Origin of the sequence: Brachybacterium sp. GU-2 (genome assembly GCF_030866705.2) — a bacterium.
In the GTDB taxonomy this organism is placed as follows: Bacteria; Actinomycetota; Actinomycetes; order Actinomycetales; family Dermabacteraceae; genus Brachybacterium; species Brachybacterium conglomeratum.
In genome coordinates this window covers 3,588,762-3,604,786 of the sequence record NZ_CP133037.2, presented here as the reverse complement: position 1 = coordinate 3,604,786, position 16,025 = coordinate 3,588,762, and the positions used below count along the sequence as shown (strand labels likewise).

The following is a 16,025-nucleotide window of genomic DNA, read 5'->3' as shown; positions in this document are numbered from 1 at the left end:
GTCGTCGAGCCGCACCCCAGCCCGCGCGGGCACTCCCCGGCAGTCCCGCCCAGGGGCGAGAGGGCTCGCGCTACTGTTGTCCGGTGACCTCCAGCTCCACTCGTGCCATCAACGACCGCATCATCTGGGTCGACTGCGAGATGACCGGGCTCGACAAGCAGCGTGATGCGCTGGTCGAGATCGCCGTCCTCGTGACCGACGCCGATCTGAACATCCTCGGGGACGGCGTCGACGTCGTGATCAGGCCCCCGGCCGAGGCGCTGCAGGGCATGGATCCCTTCGTGGTGAACATGCACACCGTCTCCGGCCTGCTCGAGGAGCTCGACGGCGGCATGACCCTCGCCGAGGCGGAGGCGCAGTGCCTCGCCTACGTCAAGGAGCACTGCCCCGAGCCGGGGAAGGCGCCGCTGGCGGGCAACAGCGTCGGCACCGACCGCGTGTTCCTGGACCGCGACGTGCCCGAGTTCGCCGGCTGGCTCTCCTATCGCACCATCGACGTCTCGAGCCTGAAGGAGCTGGCCAAGCGCTGGTTCCCCCGCGTCTACTACAACATCCCCGCCAAGCACGGCGGCCACCGCGCCCTCGCCGACATCCGCGAGTCGATCCAGGAGCTGAAGTACTACCGCGAGGTGCTGCTGGTCCCCGAGCCCGGCCCCACCACCGCCCAGGCCCAGGAGGCCGCGCGCCGCTTCGAACTGCGCGAGGCCGCCGAGACCGCGCCGGCTCTGCCCGCGCCCGCCCCGCACGTGCCCTGGCTGGACCGCGCCTCGCACCGCAGCTGGCTCGAGGGCGAGGCCGACGAGCTGCTCGTCTTCGGCTCCGAATCGGTGCGGGAGGACGGCGGCTTCGCCTGGCTGGACGAGACCGGCGCCCCGGACCTCTCCCGCCCCTCCGAGCTGTGGATCACCTGCCGGATGACCCACGCCTTCGCGCTCGGCCACCTGCTGGGCCGCCCGGACTTCGGCCGCTTCGCCGACCACGGCATCGCCTCCCTGCGCGGCGTCTTCCACGACGACGAGCACGGCGGCTGGTTCGCCTCGGTCGAGGGCGGCCGCACCGTGGACGACTCCAAGCAGGCCTACGCCCACGCCTTCGTGGTCCTCGCCGCCTCCTCCGCGACCGCCGCCGGCCGGCCCGGTGCGAAGCAGCTGCTGGACGAGGCGCTCGCCGTGCTCGATACGAAGTTCTTCGACGAGCGCTCCGGGATGAGCGTGGACACCTTCGACCGCAGCTTCTCCGAGTGCGAGGAGTACCGCGGGATCAACGCGAACATGCACACGGTCGAGGCACTGCTGGCCGCGGCCGACGTGACCGGGCAGCGGCGCTGGCTGGACCGTGCCGTCGGCATCGCGACCCGGGCGATCGACGAGTTCGCGCGCGCCAACGACTGGGCGCTGCCCGAGCACTTCGACGTGGAGTGGTCGCCGCTGCTCGACTACAACCGCGACCAGCCCGCCCACCCGTTCCGCCCCTACGGCGCCACGATCGGGCACTGGATCGAGTGGTCCCGCCTGGTGCTCCAGGCCCGCGCCTCCCTCATCGCGCTGGACGGCGAGGCGCCGGAGTGGATGCTCGAGGCCGCGACCGCCCTGATGGAGAAGTCCGCCGCGGCCTTCGGCGCCGACGGGAAGCCCGGCTGGGTCTACACCGTGGACTGGGACGGCGCGCCCGTCTCCTCCGAGCGGATGCACTGGGTGGCGGCGGAGGCCGTCGCCGCGGCCGCCGTGATGCACCGGGTGACCGGGGATCGCGTCTGGTCCGAGCGCTACGAGCAGTGGTGGGAGTACATCTCCACCTACCTGCTCGACCCCGAGGAGGGCTCGTGGTTCCACGAGCTCGACGCCGCGAACGAGCCGCATGGCGTGACCTGGCCGGGCAAGCCCGACATCTACCACGCGCTGCAGTGCGTGCTGATCCCGCGCCTGCCGGTCGCACCGGCGCTGTCGGCCGCGCTGCGCGACGGGCTGCTGGACGGCGACCTCTGAGCAGGTGTCCCCGCCCGTGACATGACGACGCCGCCGGTGCTGCACCGGCGGCGTCGTCAAGTCCGGGGCGGCTCGGGCCGCGCTGATGAAGGACTCGGGGGTTCAGCTCCGCTCGAGCCGCTCGACGGCGGCCTCCATGCGCTCGACCTTCCCGTCGAGCTCGCCGTCGTGGCCGGGGCGGATGTCGGCCTTGAGCACGAGCGAGACGCGCGAGCCGTAGCGGCCCGCCTCCTCGGTCGCGCGCCGCACGACCTCCATGACCTCTCCCCACTCCCCCTCGATCTCGGTGAACATCGAGGAGGTGCGGGTGGGCAGGCCGGAGTCGCGCACGACCCGCACCGCGGCGGCGACCGCGTCGTGCACGCTCGCGGCGTCGGCCCCTTCCTCGAGGTCGCGGGCGAGGGCCGGGTCGGAGGGCGTGCCGGTGGGCTGGACGGAGAAGGCGACGATCATGGGGCCAGTGTCTCCCCGCTGACCGCGACAGGACAACGTGGGCCCAGCACGAGCCCGGAGGCCGATGCAATGCGTCTCACACCGCTGGCACCCGCTCACGTGAGGAAACCACCCCTCGGAGCAGGTATGCTTAACTCTCGTTGCAGGCCGTCAGGTCGCACATGGTGGGCGTAGCTCAGTTGGTAGAGCACCGCGTTGTGGTCGCGGTGGTCGCGGGTTCAAGTCCCGTCGTCCACCCCATGTGAAGTCTCGGGACATCGTTCGCAGATGTCTCGGGACATGGTTCACGAAGCAGGGCCCCGGTTTTCTCCGGGGCCCTGCTTCTTTGGCTGGTAGCCGCGGGTGTGGTCGATGGTGAACTCGGCGGGGACGGTGCCGGTGTCGAGGTCGGCGGCGAGGACGTCGTCGTGGTCGATGAGGAGTCGGACGGGTCGTCCCCTGTGGGCGTGGTCGTGGCGCCGAAGCCGTTCATCGACCCGGCCGAGGAACAGCCGAAGGCCGATGTCGCGGCGCTCGCCGGGGAGGCCGCCGCGGGTGGCTGATGCGCTCGAGGCCGCGCCGGTGCCGGGCCTGGTCGCCCCGCACGTGTTCACCTTCAGCTCCCTGGTGGAGACCGCCGCGTGGTGGCGGGAGCGGGAGCGGCGAGCCTGAGCCCGGAGTTTGACGGGCGCCGGCTCGTCGGCCCGGCCGCAGGCCCGGCCCCCGGGGCCTGTCGCGTCCGTCGGCGGCGCGCGTCCACGTCACACCCAGGGCTCCCTGGCAGGATTGGCTCCCCGCACCAGCATCCGCGAGGAGAGTCGACGCATGGACGCAGCACCGTCACCGCAGGATCCCGCCGAGCGCAGGGTCCGCGAGCTGGTCACCGCGCGCACCGAGGGCCGCATGCCCACCCCGGCGGAGCAGGAGGAGATCACCGCGGGGCTGCGGCAGGTGTACGAGGAGTTCATCGCGCTGCGGATGCACTACCAGTTCGGCATCGACGAGGTGCTGACGAAGGTGGAGATCCTCCGCAAGGAGTTCGAGCAGATGCACGACTACTCCCCCATCGAGCACGTGCGCACCCGGCTGAAGTCGGTGGAGTCGCTGATGGAGAAGGCGCTGCGCACCGAGGGCGAGATGACGGTGCGCGCGATCCGCGAGCGGATCCACGACATCGCCGGCATCCGCATCACCACGAGCTTCGTCGCCGACGCCTACTGGATCGCGGACATCCTCGCCGACCAGGGCGATCTCGAGGTTCTCACCGTCAAGGACTACATCGCCTCCCCCAAGCCCAACGGCTACCGCTCCCTGCACCTGATCGTGCAGGTGCCGGTGTACCTGTCCACCCATGTGGAGCAGGTGCCCGTCGAGCTGCAGATCCGCACGATCGCGATGGACTTCTGGGCCAGCACCGAGCACAAGCTCTCCTACAAGTACGAGAAGAACCTGCCGCCCGCGCTGCGCGCCGAGCTCGACGACGCGGCCCGGGTCGCGCACGAGCTCGACCAGCGGATGGAGCGGCTGCGCAGCGAGATCCGCCCGCAGGCCGCGCCCGGCGGGAGCAGCGGCCTGTTCCCCGGCAGGCCCGGCCCGGCCGCGCCGCCGACGGACGGCGACGCGGCCGGCTGAGCCGACTCAGCCGCGGCGCATCCCCTGGCGGAAGGCGCGACGGTACTGCGGCGGGATGATCTCGCCGTCTCCGCGCAGGGCGAGGGCGGCGTCCAGACCCCAGTTCGGCTCGCGCAGGAAGGCGCGGCCCACGCGCACCGCGTCGGCCTGCCCGGTGGCGAGGACGTGCTCGGCCTGGAAAGGGTTATCGAGCATGCCGACCGCGGAGACCGGCACCTCGGTATGCTCGCGCAGGTGCGCGGCCAGCGGGGTCTGATAGCCGGGGCCGACAGGGATGCTGGTTCCCTCGGGCAGCACGGCGTTGCCGCCGGAGGAGACGTCGACCATGTCCACGCCGTGCTCGCCGAGCCAGGTGACGACCTGGGTCGCCTGGTCGAGGCCGAAGCCGCCTTCGACCCACTCGGTCGCCGAGATGCGCACCAGCACCGGCATGCCGGCGGGGACCGCTCCGCGCACCGCGTCCACGACGCGCAGCAGGAGGCGCGCGCGGCCGGCGAGCTCGCCTCCGTAGGAGTCGGTGCGATGGTTGCTCAGCGGCGAGAGGAACTCGTGCAGCAGGTAGCCGTGGGCGGCGTGGATCTCGATCATGTCGAAGCCCGCCTCGACGGCGCGCCCGGCGGAGGCGACGAAGGCCTCGACGACCTCATCGATCCCCGCCTCGTCCAGGGCGGTGGGCTCCGTGAGCTGGTCGTAGGCGATCGCGGAGGGGGCCACGGTCTCCCAGCCGCCGTCGGCACCTGCGATGGAGGCGCCGGGGTGCGGGGTGCCCCACTCGGGCTCGGTGGAGGCCTTGCGCCCGGCGTGGGCGAGCTGGATCCCGGCCGCCGCGCCGAAGGAGTGGATCAGGTCGACGATCGGGCGCAGCGCCTCGCGCTGGGCGTCGTCCCACAGGCCGAGGTCCTGCGGGGAGATGCGCCCCTCGGGGACCACGCCGGTGGCCTCGAGGATCACGGCGCCGGCGCCACCGCGGGCGAAGGAGCCGTAGTGCATGAGGTGGTAGTCGGTGGCGACGCCGTCGCCGGCGGCGACGGAGTACTGGCACATGGGCGGCACCCAGATGCGGTTGCGGACGGTGAGGTCGCGCAGGGTGATCGGGGCGAGCAGGTGCTGGGACATGGAAGGGCCTCCGTGGGTCGGGGACGGACGGGCCGGCGACGCTCCGTGCGGGGCGCCGAGCGCGGCGACGTCCGCGACGCTAGTGCGACCCGACATGCGCACGCCAATAGCGGGACCTATGGGAGGTATCCCTCCTCCTATGTCGTGAGGTCATCGGCGCGGCTACCCTCGGTGCTGTGACGACCTCCACTCTCGCCCCCGTCCAGGACCTCAACCTGCTGCGCACCTTCCTCACCGTGCATCGGGCGGGCTCCTTCACCGCGGCGGCCCCTGCGCTCGGGCTCACCCAGCCCACCGTCACGGCGCAGATACGCAGCCTCGAGGAGCAGCTGGGGCGCCAGCTCTTCCAGCGCCTGCCGCGCGGGGTGGAGCCCACCGCTTTCGCCCGTGAGCTCGCCGACCGGATCTCCGGGCCGCTGGACGATCTCGACGTGGTCGCGGGCGGCAACTGCGAGCTCGACGGGCGCACCGCCCCGGTGCACCTCGCAGGACCCCCGGAGCTGCTGTGCTCGCACGTGCTGCCCGCGCTCGCACCGCTGGTGGCGGGCGGGGTGCGCGTGCACGTGGCGACCGGGGAGGACGAGGAGCTGCTCGAGCAGCTGCGGGAGGGCCGGCACGACCTGCTGATCACCGCCCAGCGGCCGCGCGGCCGGGCACTCTCGGTCACGAAGCTCGCGGAGGAGGAGCATCTGCTGGTCGCCGCCCCGGCCTGGGCCGGACGCGTCCAGGCGCGCGGGGAGGGCGTGCCGGTCTGCGCGGCACTCGAGGCGGTCCCGCTGGTCTCCACGGCCGACGACATGCCCGTCGTGCGCCGGTACTGGCGCACCCACTACGGCAAGCAGCATCCGGCGGTGGGCCCGGCGCTGACGGTGCCGTCACTGCACGCCGTGATCGCCGCGGTGCGGGCAGGAGCCGGCTACTCGGTGCTGCCGCGCTCGCTGTGCGCGGCGGACCTCGCCTCGGGATCGCTCGTGCAGCTCGAGGAGCCGGAGCGCCCGCGCACCACGACGATGCTGCTCGTGCAGCGCCCCGGCGCCGAGCAGAACTCCGCGACGGGGCAGGTGGCGAAGGCACTGCTGCAGGCGGCGCGGACGGCGGCGCATCCGCGCCTCGCGCCTGCGTGACCAGGACCACGGGGCCCATACTGGGGACATGACGAGGAACACCGATCGACGACGCGTCCTGATCACCGGAGCGACCGGAGGGATCGGCTCCCATCTGGCCCGCACACTGCCGGATGACTACGAGCTCGTCCTCCACGGGCGTGATCCGGACGAGGCGCCGCCGGGGAGGGAGCTGCGCCTCGCCGACCTCGCGGACCTCGAGGAGGTGACGGCGCTCATGGACGGGGTCGACACGGTCGTGCACATGGCCGGCGCCTCCTCGCCGGAGTCGAGCTGGGAGGCGGTGCTCGAGGCCAACATCGTCGGCGTGCGCAACGTGCTCGAGGCGGCGCACCGGGCGGGCGTGCGGCGCGTGGTGCTGGCCTCGTCGAACCATGCCTTCGGGATGTACGACCGCCACGAGCTGTGGCCTGTCTACCCCGATCAGCCGCCCCGGGCGGACTCCCTGTACGGGGTCTCGAAGGTCTTCGGCGAGACCCTCGGCCGCTTCTACCACGATGAGCACGGGCTGGACGTGATCTGCCTGCGCATCGGCTGGTTCAGCGAGGACCCGCTCGAGGCGGAGGAGGAGATTCTGCGCGCCATGTGGCTCAGCCCCAGGGACTGCACCGAGGTGGTGCGGTGCGCGATCGAGGCGGAGGTCCGCTTCGGGCTCTACTACGCCATCTCCGACAACCCCGACCGCCGCTGGTCGATGACGAACACCCATCTCGAGCTCGGCTACCGTCCCCGCGACGCCTGGACCTCCCTGCCCGGCGCGAGAGAGCACGTCGTCGAGGGAGGCGCCCCGGTGCGGGACTCCTGGCCGCGCGGTTCATGAGCGGCGCCCAGGAGCCGCGCTCCTCTCCCGCCCCTCGTCGCTCTCCCCCACAGGCCGGGTCGGCGGCACCCACGGCGATGCCGTCGACGTCGGAATCATCCGCGTCGGAGTCGTCGGCGACGACGTCATCGACGATGGAGTCATCGGCGATGTCGCCGCCGACGCCCTCGGACCGCTCGGCGACCGCCATCCGCGCGGCCCGCGGCGCACGGGTCGCCGTCGCGCTCCTCGTCCTGGCGGCCCTGCTCACCAGTACCCTCACCGCGGTCCGGGACGGCTCCCTCGCCCAGCACCTCTCCTTCTTCACGAACCAGTCCAACCTCGCCTTCGCCCTCCTGCTGCTGGCCGGGGCTGTGCTGTCTCGGCGACGGCGACCGCCGTGGTGGGACGACCTGCGCGGCGCGGCCGCGTTCTACCTCGTGATGACCGGGATCATCTACGCGCTGCTCGTCGCGCCTCTGGACGAGCTGCTGCGCTGGGACATCGGCTGGACCGGGATCGTGCTCCACCGTCTCGCCCCGGTCGCGGCGCTGCTGGACTGGCTCCTGACCCCGCGGCTCCGCACCCCGTCGGCCCGGCGGGTCCTGGCATGGCTGGCGTATCCGATCGTGTATCTCGTCGCGACCTGGGTGCGCGGGGCCGTGACCGGCTGGTACCCCTACACCTTCCTCGACCCCACCGCGTCGTCCTGGCCGCAGGTGCTGGCGACGACCGGCATGGTGCTGGTCGCGTTCCTCCTGTTCGCGGCGCTCGTGCACCTGGCGGAGGGTCGGCTGCGCAGGCAGGAGGTCCCGGCCGGCTCCCTGGAGCGCTCCCCGGGGTGAGGCCATGAGCCTGCCGATCGTCGGAGCGGAACCTGGACTACGGCGCCGGGTCCACGTCTGCCCGGGCCACCCCCCACGCGACGATCGAGCTGCTCACCTTGGTGAAGGCGCTGCTCTCCGCGGCGGACGTGCGCCCCGCCGAGACGCCGGGCGAGCGGGAGATCGAGAGGTCAGTCGTGACCCTCGGCGATCAGTGCCTCGAGCTGGGCGATGCCCGCGGAGTCGCCCTGAACGGCCACGCGCTGCTCCTCTCCCTCCAGGTGCGCGAGGGCCTGCTCACGCCCCCAGGCCCACAGGTCCAGCGCCTGCGCGGTGCCGGCGGCCCGGGCCCGTGGCAGGTCGCCGGGAGCCTGTCCGTCGGGCAGGAGGCGACCGACGGGGACGTCGAACTCCTTCCCGTCACGGGGCCGGGTCCCGCTCCAGCGGCTGATCTCCAGCAGCCGTGCAGTGCCGCTCTCGGGGGCGATCTCGACCACGGCGACGGGACGCGTCTCGGCCCAGTCGGGGATCCACTCGAAGCCGGCGGGCCACATCACCTCGAGCACATGGGCGAGCCCGTCGGCGGCGAGTGGGCTGGGGATCGGGGTGACGGAACGACCGGCGGTGAGCTCGGCGTCGACGCGATGGATCGTCGCCTCGTGGGTCTGCATGCGGCGGGTGATCCCCACGCCCTGGACGGCGGAGTACCAGAACCAGGCGGGCTCGTCGTCGGCGCGGGCGGCGAGCTGGGACAGCAGCGCCTCGGTCGCGCTCGCGCGGCGGGCGAGGAGGGCGTCGCGCTCGGCGGGCCGAGCGTCCTTGCCCTCCTCGATCGCCATGACCTGCTCCTCGGTGGTCGCGCCGGACTCGAGGATCGCCGCCCAGAACTCGTGGACCTCGGCGAGGTGCCACAGCAGGTCATCGGCGGTCCAGCCGGGGCACGTGGGAACGCTCTGCTCGGGGTCGACGGAGGTGAGGGCGGCGACGGACCGCTCGGTCTCCTCGCGGATGCGGGCGACGGCATCGATGCTCATGACCCCATCGAAGCACTCCGGGGTGACGAACGACACCCCGTCTCCCCGCAGGGACCTTGAACGTACATACCCCTTGGGGGTATGAATGGAGGCAGTTCGATACCCCTCGAGGGTAGACCCGGATCAGCACGAGGAGAGTTCCATGAGCGCGACCACGATCGACTTCCAGGTCACCGGCATGACCTGCGGCCACTGCGAGATGTCCGTCCGCGAGGAGGTCGGCGAGGTCCCCGGCGTCACCGGCGTCGAGGTCAGCCATGAGACCGGCCTGCTCCGCGTCGGCTCCGATGCCGCGGTCGACGAGGCCGCCGTGCTCGCCGCCGTCGAGGAGGCCGGCTACTCCGCCGTCCGCGCCTGATGAGCACCAGTAAGGCCCCGCAGCCGCTCGACGTCGGCATCGAGCTCGAGATCGGCGGCATGACCTGCGCCTCGTGCGCGAACCGCATCGAGCGCAAGCTCAACAAGCTCGACGGCATCAGCGCGTCCGTGAACTACGCGACCGAGAAGGCACGGGTCATGGCGCCGGAGGGCTACGACCCCCAGCAGCTCGTGACCACGGTCGAGCAGGCCGGCTACACCGCCGCCCTCCCCGCCCCACCGACGCAGAGCGCCGACTCCGAGGACGATGAGGAGTCGGAGGATCCCGAGCTGCGCTCCCTGCGCCAGCGCCTGATCGGCGCCGCGATCCTCACGATCCCGGTGATCGTGCTGTCGATGGTGCCGGCGCTGCAGTTCACGAACTGGCAGTGGCTCGCCCTGACGCTCGCCTCCCCCGTCGTGGTGTGGGCGGCCTGGCCCTTCCACCTCGCCGCCGCGATCAATCTCCGCCACGGCGCCACGACCATGGACACGCTGATCTCCGTCGGCGTGACCGCCGCCTATCTCTGGTCGCTGTACGCCCTGTTCCTCGGCACCGCGGGGATGCCGGGGATGACCCATGAGTTCTCGCTGACCATCGGCCGGACCGACGGCGCGGCGAACATCTACCTCGAGGTCGCCGCGGGCGTGACCATGTTCATCCTGCTGGGCCGCTATCTCGAGAAGCGCTCGAAGCGCCAGGCCGGTGCCGCGCTGCGCGCCCTGCTGGACATGGGCGCGAAGGACGTCGCCGTGCTGAAGGGCGGCGCCGAGGTGCGCGTGCCCGTCGGCGAGCTCGCCGAGGGCGACCTCTTCGTGGTCCGGCCCGGCGAGAAGATCGCCACCGACGGCGTCGTGGAGCAGGGCAGCTCCGCCGTGGACGCCTCGATGCTCACCGGCGAGTCCGTGCCCGTCGAGGTGGGCGAGGGCGACGCCGTCACCGGCGCGACCGTCAACGCCGGCGGCCGGCTCGTGGTCCGCGCGACCCGCGTCGGTGCCGACACCCAGCTCGCCCGCATGGCGCAGATGGTCGAGGACGCCCAGTCCGGCAAGGCCGAGATCCAGCGCCTCGCCGACAGGGTCTCGGCCATCTTCGTGCCGATCGTCTTCGTCATCGCACTCGTCGTCCTCGCCGCCTGGCTGCTGACCGGGAACGGCGCCGAGGCCGCCTTCACCGCGGCCGTCGCCGTGCTGATCATCGCCTGCCCCTGCGCGCTCGGCCTCGCCACCCCCACCGCCCTGCTGGTCGGCACCGGCCGCGGCGCCCAGATGGGCATCCTGCTCAAGGGCCCCGAGGTGCTCGAGTCCACCCGCCGCGTCGACACCGTGCTGCTGGACAAAACCGGCACCGTCACCACCGGCACGATGACCCTCACCGAGGCGGTCGCCGCCCCCGGCACCGATCTCGACGAGCTGCTGCGCCGCGCGGGCGCCGTCGAGGACGCCTCCGAGCACCCGATCGCCCGTGCCATCGCGCAGGGCGCGGCCGCGCAGATCGCGACGGGGGCCGACGGCTCCCTGCCCGAGGTGACCGACTTCGAGAACCTCGCCGGTCGCGGTGTGCGCGGCACGGTCGAGGGCGTCGAGGTCCTCGTCGGCCGGGAGACCCTGCTGGACGGCGCCGCGATGCCCGCCGAGCTCGCCGCCGCGAAGGCCGCTGCCGAGGCCCGCGGCGAGACCGCCGTGGTCGTGGTCTGGGGCGGCGAGGCGTGCGGCGTGCTCGTCGTCGCCGACACCGTCAAGCCCACCAGTGCCGAGGCCATCACCCAGCTGAAGGGCCTCGGCCTCACCCCCGTGCTGCTCACCGGCGACAACCGCGCCGTCGCCGAGCACATCGCAGCCGAGGTCGGGATCGACGAGGTCATCGCCGAGGTCATGCCCGAGGACAAGATCGCCGAGGTCACCCGGCTCCAGGAGCAGGGGAGGATCGTCGCGATGGTCGGCGACGGCGTGAACGACGCCCCGGCGCTCGCCCAGGCCGACCTCGGCCTCGCGATGGGCACCGGGACCGACGTCGCGATCGAGGCCGGGGACATCACCCTGGTGCGCGGCGACCTGCGCTCCGCCGCCGACGCGATCCGCCTGTCCCGTCGTACCCTCTCCACCATCAAGGGCAACCTGTTCTGGGCCTTCGCGTACAACGTCGCGGCCATCCCGCTGGCGGCGCTGGGCCTGCTGAACCCGATGCTCGCGGGGGCCGCGATGGCGTTCTCCAGCGTGTTCGTGGTCGGCAACAGCCTGCGCCTGCGGTCCTTCCGCAGCCGCGCTCCGGAGACCCCGCAGGCGTCGGCCTCCGCCGCGACCGAGAACCGTCAGAAGGTCGCGGCCTGACCGCCCGCTCCGCTCTCCCCGACCGCCCGTCCCAGGAGGACCCCATGACCACCATCGATCCCACGGCCGCCGCCGACGGCACCGCCGAGGCGGAGGCCCCCCTGACGGACGCCGCGGAGGCCGGTGCCGCCGAGGGCCACGAGCACCATCATGGCTACATCTCCGACAAGTCCCGCTATCTCGCGCGCCTGAAGCGGATCGAGGGCCAGGCCCGGGGCCTGCACCGGATGGTCGACGAGGAGAAGTACTGCATCGACATCCTCACGCAGATCTCCGCGCTGAAGAGCGCCCTGGACGGCGTGGCGATGGGCCTTCTGGACGACCACATGCAGCACTGCGTCCTGGACGCGGCCCGCTCCGGCGGCCCCGAGGGCGAGGAGAAGCTCAAGGAGGCCTCTGCCGCGATCGCCCGGCTCGTACGCTCCTGACAGGACGGCGACGCCGGCGATCAGCACCCGGTTCACGCCCAGGTTCCGGAGCCTCAGGGCGAGGTCGGTCCCGAACCAGGCCTCTCACGGGGTCGGGCTCCCTCCCGTCACGGCGAGGGTCTCCCCGAGCACGTAGCTGGACTCGGAGGAGGTGAGGAAGACGTAGGCGGGCGCGAGCTCGGTGGGCTGGCCGGCGCGGCCCAGGGGCGTGCTCTTGCCGAACTCCGGCAGCGCCTCCTTGGGCTGTCCGTCGGAGACCTGGAGCGGGGTCCAGATCGGGCCCGGCGCGACCGCGTTGACGCGGATGCCGCGCGGGGCGAGCTGCTGAGCGAGCCCCTTGGTGAAGTTGTTGATCGCCGCCTTGGTGGAGGCGTAGTCCACGAGCGTGGGCGAGGGCTCGTAGGCCTGGACCGAGGTCGTGTTCACGATCGTGGAGCCGGCGGGGAGGTGCTTCAGCGCCGCCTTGGTGATGCGGAACATCGCGTGGATGTTGACCGCATACGTGTCCTCCCACTGCTGGTCGTCGATCTCCTCGAGGGACTCGACCGCGATCTGACGACCGGCATTGTTCACGAGGGCGTCGAGACCGCCGAGCCCTTCCACCGCGTCCTCGACGAGCCGGCGGCAGAAGCCCGCATCGGTGAGATCGCCGGGCAGCAGCACGACGTTGCGCCCTGCCTCCCGGATGACGCCTGCGATGTGCTGGGCGTCCTCCTCCTCCTGGGGGAGGTAGTTCAGGGCGACGTCGGCCCCCTCCCGGGCGAAGGCGATCGCAACCGCAGCGCCGATGCCCGAGTCGGCGCCGGTGATCAGCGCGCGACGGCCCTCGAGGCGGCCGGTGCCGCGATAGGACTTCTCGCCGCGGTCGGTGCCGGGGATCAGCTCGGCATCCAGTCCGGGCTCGGGCTGGTCCTGCTTCGGCGGGGAGATCTCGGGGAAGCGCGTGACGGGATTGGTGAAGGTGAGCTGGTCGGCCATGGGTTCTCCTCGGTATAGCTGACGGTTTCCGCGGCGGTGCGCCGGGAGCGGTTCAGGGGGTCGTCGTCGGGGCGGAGGCGATCGTCGGGTCGAGGACGACCTTGATGCAGCCGTCGTGCTTGCGCTGGAAGAGGTCGTAGCCCACGGCCGCCTCCTCCAGAGGAAGCCGGTGGGTGACCAGGTCGCCGACGCCCAGGGGATCCGCGGGGTCCTCCACCAGCGGCAGCAGCGCGTCGGTCCAGACCCGCACGTTGCACTGGCCCATGCGCAGCTGGAGCTGCTTGTCGAACATCGTCAGCAGCGGCATGGGGCTGGCCGCGCCGCCGTAGACCCCCGAGAGGGAGACGGTCCCTCCGCGGCGCACGAGGTCGATGGCGGTGTGCAGGGCGGCGAGCCGGTCCACCCCGGCGCGCTCCATGAGCGGCTGCGCGACCGCGTCGGGAAGCTTGCCGGCGAGCGTCTGGGCGAGACCGGCGACCGGGCTGCCCTCGGCCTCCATGCCCACGGCGTCGACGACGGCGTCGGGCCCGCGCCCCTGGGTGCGCTCGCGGATCTCGCCCACGGCGTCCTCGTTCAGGTCCAGCACCTCGATGCCGTGACGCTCGGCCATGGCCCGGCGCTCGGGGACGGGATCGATGCCGAACACGCGCGCCCCCAGGTGTCGCCCGATCCGGGCCGACAGCTGGCCGACAGGTCCCAGGCCGATCACCGCGAGGGTGCGGTGCGCCGGAACACCGGCGTACTGCACGGCCTGCCACGCGGTGGGGAGGATGTCGCTGAGGAAGAGGTAGTTGTCGTCGGGCAGCTCAGTGCCGACCTTCATCAGACCGTAGTCGGCGTGCGGCACCCGGAGGTGCTCGGCCTGACCGCCGGGGACCTGGCCGTAGAGCTTCGAGTAGCCCAGCAGCGCGGCTCCCATGCCGCGCTCGGTCACCTGGGTGGTCTCGCACTGGGAGGGGAGCCCCTGCCCGCACATGGCGCAGTGCCCGCAGGAGATCGTGAAGGGGACGACGACCCGGTCCCCGGGGCGCACCCCGGTCACCTCGGAGCCGACCTCCTCGACGATCCCCATCGGCTCGTGCCCGATCACGTCGCCGGGTGTCATGAACGGTCCGAGGACCGAGTACAGGTGGAGGTCGGAGCCGCAGATCGCGGTCGAGGTGATGCGGACGATCGCGTCGGTGGGCTGCTGGAGGATCGGGTCGGGCACGGTCTCGACGCTCACGTGCTCGGTGCCCTGCCAGGTCACTGCTCTCATGGTCCCGCCTTCCGGTGGTGATCTCGGGGGTGTGGTTCCACGCTAGGGGCGCCGTCGGCCCCCGTCCGCAGTGTCGACCGAAAGGTCTGCGCAGGCGGCAGCTCGGGAACGGGGGCGATGACGACGTCGTGCACCTTCCAGTCGAGCTCGTCGATCCGGTCGCGCAGCGCGGCGATCCGGTCGAGGCTCGGCTCGGTCCCCGCGGCGGGGACCACGAACACCTCGGCATGGAAGACGTGCCCCTCGTCGCGGACCCGGGCCGAGGCCTCCCCCACCCAGGACTCCTCCTCCGCCCGCTCCTCGATCCGGCGCGTCAGCGGATGCGGTGCGGAGTCGTCGAAGGTCCGCGCCTCGGCGTCGGTGAGCCCGCCGATAGAGCTGCGAAGGTTCTTCACCCCGTCATGCAGGATCGAGACGGACACCAGCAGCGCGGCGGTCGCATCCGCCCACCAGAGCCCGAGCCCCACCCCGATCACACCGGCGATGGTGGCGACCGCGGTGGACCAGTCTGCCTTGCTCATGTCGGCATCGGCGAACAGCACCTTGTCGTGCAGCGTCTCGGAGAGCGCGAGCTTCTTGTACCCCAGGAACACCGGGCCGATGCTGGTCACCACCATCACGGCGACCATCAGCCAGCCGGACCAGATCGCGTGGCCGAAGAGGACGGTCAGTCCGATCGGCGGCCTTTCGACGGTCACCAGGGTCATCACCGAGTCGATCGCGAGATAGCCGCCCATCGTGAGCAGCGCGATCGCGGCGACCAGGTGGGCGACCCCGATCGAGCGGTGGAAGCCGTAGGGGTGGTGGCGGTCGGGCCTCTTGCGGATCCGTCGCGCCGCGACGAGGAAGGCGATCGGGGGCAGCAGCGAGAGCATGTCCTCCGCCCAGGCGGCCCGCATCGCCTGGGACTGCCCCGCGACGAGCGCGACCAGCGCGACGGTCGCCGACATCCAGGCCAGCGTGATCCACTCGAGGCGTCGGGCCCGGCGCAGCGTCTCGCGCTGCTCCTCGCCGAAGGCGTCGTGGCCCGACCCCGTCGCGTCCTCGCCGCCCTCGCCCTCGGAGCCGTTCACAGCTCGCCCTCGCGCTCGGCGAGGAATCGCTCGATGTCGATCATCAGCGCGTTCTCCCCCGGCTGCACGCCGACGACGATCTTCACCTCTGCGCCGTCGGGCCCCGTGGTCGTGGTGTAGGGGCGCGTCGTGGCGATCTCGGAGGTCCAGGGGACGTCGGAGGCGAGGCCGCCGACGACCACGTCGAGCTGTCCCTCCCGCATCATCGCCGCCAGGGTGTTCTCCCCTGCCGGCACCCACTCGACCTCGGCGTCGATCGTCTCGGCGTAGTCGGTGAGCAGCTCGACCTCGGAGCCGCCGACGGTGCCGTCCGGGGCTACGTCGGTCCAGGGCGGGTTCTCGCTGACACCGACCCGGAGCACCCCGTCCCGGGCCCGGTCGAGGGTGCCCTGGGGATCCGCGGGGAAGTCGCCCTGGCAGCCGGCCAGGAGGATCGTCGCCGCCGCGACGAGCAGCAGCGCCGTGGGCCGTCGGGGACTGGTCATGCCCGCGCCTCCGTCTGCTCGTGCCCTCCGTGCGCGTCGCCGCGCGCCGCTCGTCTCCGCACCGCTGTCCTGTCCCAGGGCGCGACTCGATGAGCTCGACCCTACTCAGCGCGGTCCGCGCCGGGCCGTCCGATCGGTCCACGCCTCCGGCCTGCAAGGGCGCCGTGGC

16 protein-coding genes and 1 tRNA gene are annotated in these 16,025 nt (G+C 72.3%); 10 read left to right on the top strand and 7 right to left on the bottom strand.

Going from position 1 to position 16,025, the window contains the following annotated elements; all coding sequences use genetic code 11:
* Positions 1 to 83: 83 nt before the first annotated feature.
* Positions 84 to 1,985: an oligoribonuclease gene (gene orn / locus RBL05_RS16550; protein ID WP_308738557.1), complete on the top strand. Its 1,902-nt coding sequence runs from the start codon at positions 84 to 86 to the stop codon at positions 1,983 to 1,985.
* Positions 1,986 to 2,087: 102 nt separating this feature from the next.
* Here the strand turns inward: orn and RBL05_RS16545 are convergent, their stop codons facing one another.
* Positions 2,088 to 2,438 carry an MTH1187 family thiamine-binding protein gene (locus RBL05_RS16545; RefSeq protein ID WP_053918099.1) on the bottom strand — a complete coding sequence of 117 codons (351 nt, stop codon included), beginning with the start codon at positions 2,436 to 2,438 and terminating at the stop codon, positions 2,088 to 2,090.
* A gap of 164 nt (positions 2,439 to 2,602) precedes the next feature.
* Between RBL05_RS16545 and RBL05_RS16540 the strand changes: the two genes are divergently transcribed.
* The 3 genes from RBL05_RS16540 to RBL05_RS16530 all read left to right on the top strand — a co-directional run bounded on the left by RBL05_RS16540 (position 2,603) and on the right by RBL05_RS16530 (position 4,049).
* Positions 2,603 to 2,678, top strand: a tRNA-His gene (locus RBL05_RS16540).
* A 104-nt stretch (positions 2,679 to 2,782) separates the two neighbouring features.
* A complete protein-coding gene (locus RBL05_RS16535) occupies positions 2,783 to 2,980 on the top strand; it encodes a hypothetical protein (protein ID WP_318603915.1) in 198 nt (65 codons plus the stop codon).
* A 262-nt stretch (positions 2,981 to 3,242) separates the two neighbouring features.
* A complete protein-coding gene (locus RBL05_RS16530) occupies positions 3,243 to 4,049 on the top strand; it encodes a GTP pyrophosphokinase family protein (RefSeq protein ID WP_308738559.1) in 807 nt (268 codons plus the stop codon).
* A 6-nt stretch (positions 4,050 to 4,055) separates the two neighbouring features.
* Here RBL05_RS16530 and RBL05_RS16525 read toward each other — a convergent pair whose 3' ends face one another.
* Positions 4,056 to 5,165 carry an NADH:flavin oxidoreductase/NADH oxidase gene (locus RBL05_RS16525; RefSeq protein WP_308738560.1) on the bottom strand — a complete coding sequence of 370 codons (1,110 nt, stop codon included), beginning with the start codon at positions 5,163 to 5,165 and terminating at the stop codon, positions 4,056 to 4,058.
* Positions 5,166 to 5,341: 176 nt separating this feature from the next.
* On the opposite strand from RBL05_RS16525, the gene RBL05_RS16520 reads away from it, so the two are divergent.
* The 3 genes from RBL05_RS16520 to RBL05_RS16510 all read left to right on the top strand — a co-directional run bounded on the left by RBL05_RS16520 (position 5,342) and on the right by RBL05_RS16510 (position 7,933).
* Positions 5,342 to 6,289 carry a LysR family transcriptional regulator gene (locus RBL05_RS16520; RefSeq protein ID WP_308738561.1) on the top strand — a complete coding sequence of 316 codons (948 nt, stop codon included), beginning with the start codon at positions 5,342 to 5,344 and terminating at the stop codon, positions 6,287 to 6,289.
* 28 nt (positions 6,290 to 6,317) lie between these two features.
* On the top strand, positions 6,318 to 7,109 hold the full coding sequence (locus RBL05_RS16515; protein ID WP_308738562.1) for an NAD-dependent epimerase/dehydratase family protein: 792 nt from the start codon (positions 6,318 to 6,320) through the stop codon (positions 7,107 to 7,109).
* 149 nt (positions 7,110 to 7,258) lie between these two features.
* Positions 7,259 to 7,933: a Pr6Pr family membrane protein gene (locus tag RBL05_RS16510; RefSeq protein ID WP_308738563.1), complete on the top strand. Its 675-nt coding sequence runs from the start codon at positions 7,259 to 7,261 to the stop codon at positions 7,931 to 7,933.
* A gap of 170 nt (positions 7,934 to 8,103) precedes the next feature.
* On the opposite strand, the gene RBL05_RS16505 is transcribed toward RBL05_RS16510, so the two are convergent.
* Complete coding sequence (locus RBL05_RS16505; RefSeq protein ID WP_308738564.1) at positions 8,104 to 8,946, bottom strand: maleylpyruvate isomerase family mycothiol-dependent enzyme; 843 nt, start codon at positions 8,944 to 8,946, stop codon at positions 8,104 to 8,106.
* A gap of 142 nt (positions 8,947 to 9,088) precedes the next feature.
* Here RBL05_RS16505 and RBL05_RS16500 point away from each other — a divergent pair, with 142 nt between their 5' ends.
* Genes RBL05_RS16500 through RBL05_RS16490 form a run of 3 tightly spaced genes read left to right on the top strand, consistent with a single transcriptional unit; the run spans position 9,089 to position 12,062 of the window.
* Positions 9,089 to 9,304, top strand: coding sequence for a heavy-metal-associated domain-containing protein (locus tag RBL05_RS16500; RefSeq protein WP_010549713.1), 216 nt, complete (start codon positions 9,089 to 9,091; stop codon positions 9,302 to 9,304).
* The gene (locus RBL05_RS16495) at positions 9,304 to 11,634 is read left to right on the top strand and encodes a heavy metal translocating P-type ATPase (protein ID WP_308738565.1); all 2,331 of its coding nucleotides are present in this window, start codon (positions 9,304 to 9,306) and stop codon (positions 11,632 to 11,634) included. The genes RBL05_RS16500 and RBL05_RS16495 overlap by 1 nt, the downstream gene beginning before the upstream one ends.
* A gap of 44 nt (positions 11,635 to 11,678) precedes the next feature.
* Entirely contained in the window at positions 11,679 to 12,062 is a 384-nt protein-coding gene (locus RBL05_RS16490; RefSeq protein WP_308738566.1) for a metal-sensitive transcriptional regulator, read from the top strand.
* An 84-nt stretch (positions 12,063 to 12,146) separates the two neighbouring features.
* Here the strand turns inward: RBL05_RS16490 and RBL05_RS16485 are convergent, their stop codons facing one another.
* Genes RBL05_RS16485 through RBL05_RS16470 form a run of 4 tightly spaced genes read right to left on the bottom strand, consistent with a single transcriptional unit; the run spans position 12,147 to position 15,856 of the window.
* Entirely contained in the window at positions 12,147 to 13,040 is an 894-nt protein-coding gene (locus RBL05_RS16485) for an SDR family oxidoreductase (protein WP_308738567.1), read from the bottom strand.
* Between the two features lie 52 nt (positions 13,041 to 13,092).
* Positions 13,093 to 14,298, bottom strand: coding sequence for an alcohol dehydrogenase catalytic domain-containing protein (locus tag RBL05_RS16480; protein WP_308738568.1), 1,206 nt, complete (start codon positions 14,296 to 14,298; stop codon positions 13,093 to 13,095).
* Complete coding sequence (locus tag RBL05_RS16475) at positions 14,295 to 15,371, bottom strand: cation diffusion facilitator family transporter (RefSeq protein ID WP_308738569.1); 1,077 nt, start codon at positions 15,369 to 15,371, stop codon at positions 14,295 to 14,297. The genes RBL05_RS16480 and RBL05_RS16475 overlap by 4 nt, the downstream gene beginning before the upstream one ends.
* Complete coding sequence (locus RBL05_RS16470; RefSeq protein ID WP_318603914.1) at positions 15,368 to 15,856, bottom strand: transporter substrate-binding domain-containing protein; 489 nt, start codon at positions 15,854 to 15,856, stop codon at positions 15,368 to 15,370. Before RBL05_RS16470 ends, RBL05_RS16475 begins: the two co-directional genes overlap by 4 nt.
* Between the last annotated feature and the right edge of the window lie 169 nt (positions 15,857 to 16,025).

What these genes read in the sequence shown, in the direction of transcription:
- RBL05_RS16545 (WP_053918099.1), bottom strand. Translation starts at nt 2,438, where the DNA reads ATGATCGTCGCCTTCTCCGTCCAGCCCACCGGCACGCCCTCCGACCCG.
- RBL05_RS16530 (WP_308738559.1), top strand. Translation starts at nt 3,243, where the DNA reads ATGGACGCAGCACCGTCACCGCAGGATCCCGCCGAGCGCAGGGTCCGC.
- RBL05_RS16525 (WP_308738560.1), bottom strand. Translation starts at nt 5,165, where the DNA reads ATGTCCCAGCACCTGCTCGCCCCGATCACCCTGCGCGACCTCACCGTC.
- RBL05_RS16515 (WP_308738562.1), top strand. Translation starts at nt 6,318, where the DNA reads ATGACGAGGAACACCGATCGACGACGCGTCCTGATCACCGGAGCGACC.
- RBL05_RS16510 (WP_308738563.1), top strand. Translation starts at nt 7,259, where the DNA reads ATGTCGCCGCCGACGCCCTCGGACCGCTCGGCGACCGCCATCCGCGCG.
- RBL05_RS16505 (WP_308738564.1), bottom strand. Translation starts at nt 8,946, where the DNA reads ATGAGCATCGATGCCGTCGCCCGCATCCGCGAGGAGACCGAGCGGTCC.
- RBL05_RS16500 (WP_010549713.1), top strand. Translation starts at nt 9,089, where the DNA reads ATGAGCGCGACCACGATCGACTTCCAGGTCACCGGCATGACCTGCGGC.
- RBL05_RS16495 (WP_308738565.1), top strand. Translation starts at nt 9,304, where the DNA reads ATGAGCACCAGTAAGGCCCCGCAGCCGCTCGACGTCGGCATCGAGCTC.
- RBL05_RS16490 (WP_308738566.1), top strand. Translation starts at nt 11,679, where the DNA reads ATGACCACCATCGATCCCACGGCCGCCGCCGACGGCACCGCCGAGGCG.
- RBL05_RS16485 (WP_308738567.1), bottom strand. Translation starts at nt 13,040, where the DNA reads ATGGCCGACCAGCTCACCTTCACCAATCCCGTCACGCGCTTCCCCGAG.
- RBL05_RS16480 (WP_308738568.1), bottom strand. Translation starts at nt 14,298, where the DNA reads ATGAGAGCAGTGACCTGGCAGGGCACCGAGCACGTGAGCGTCGAGACC.
- RBL05_RS16470 (WP_318603914.1), bottom strand. Translation starts at nt 15,856, where the DNA reads ATGACCAGTCCCCGACGGCCCACGGCGCTGCTGCTCGTCGCGGCGGCG.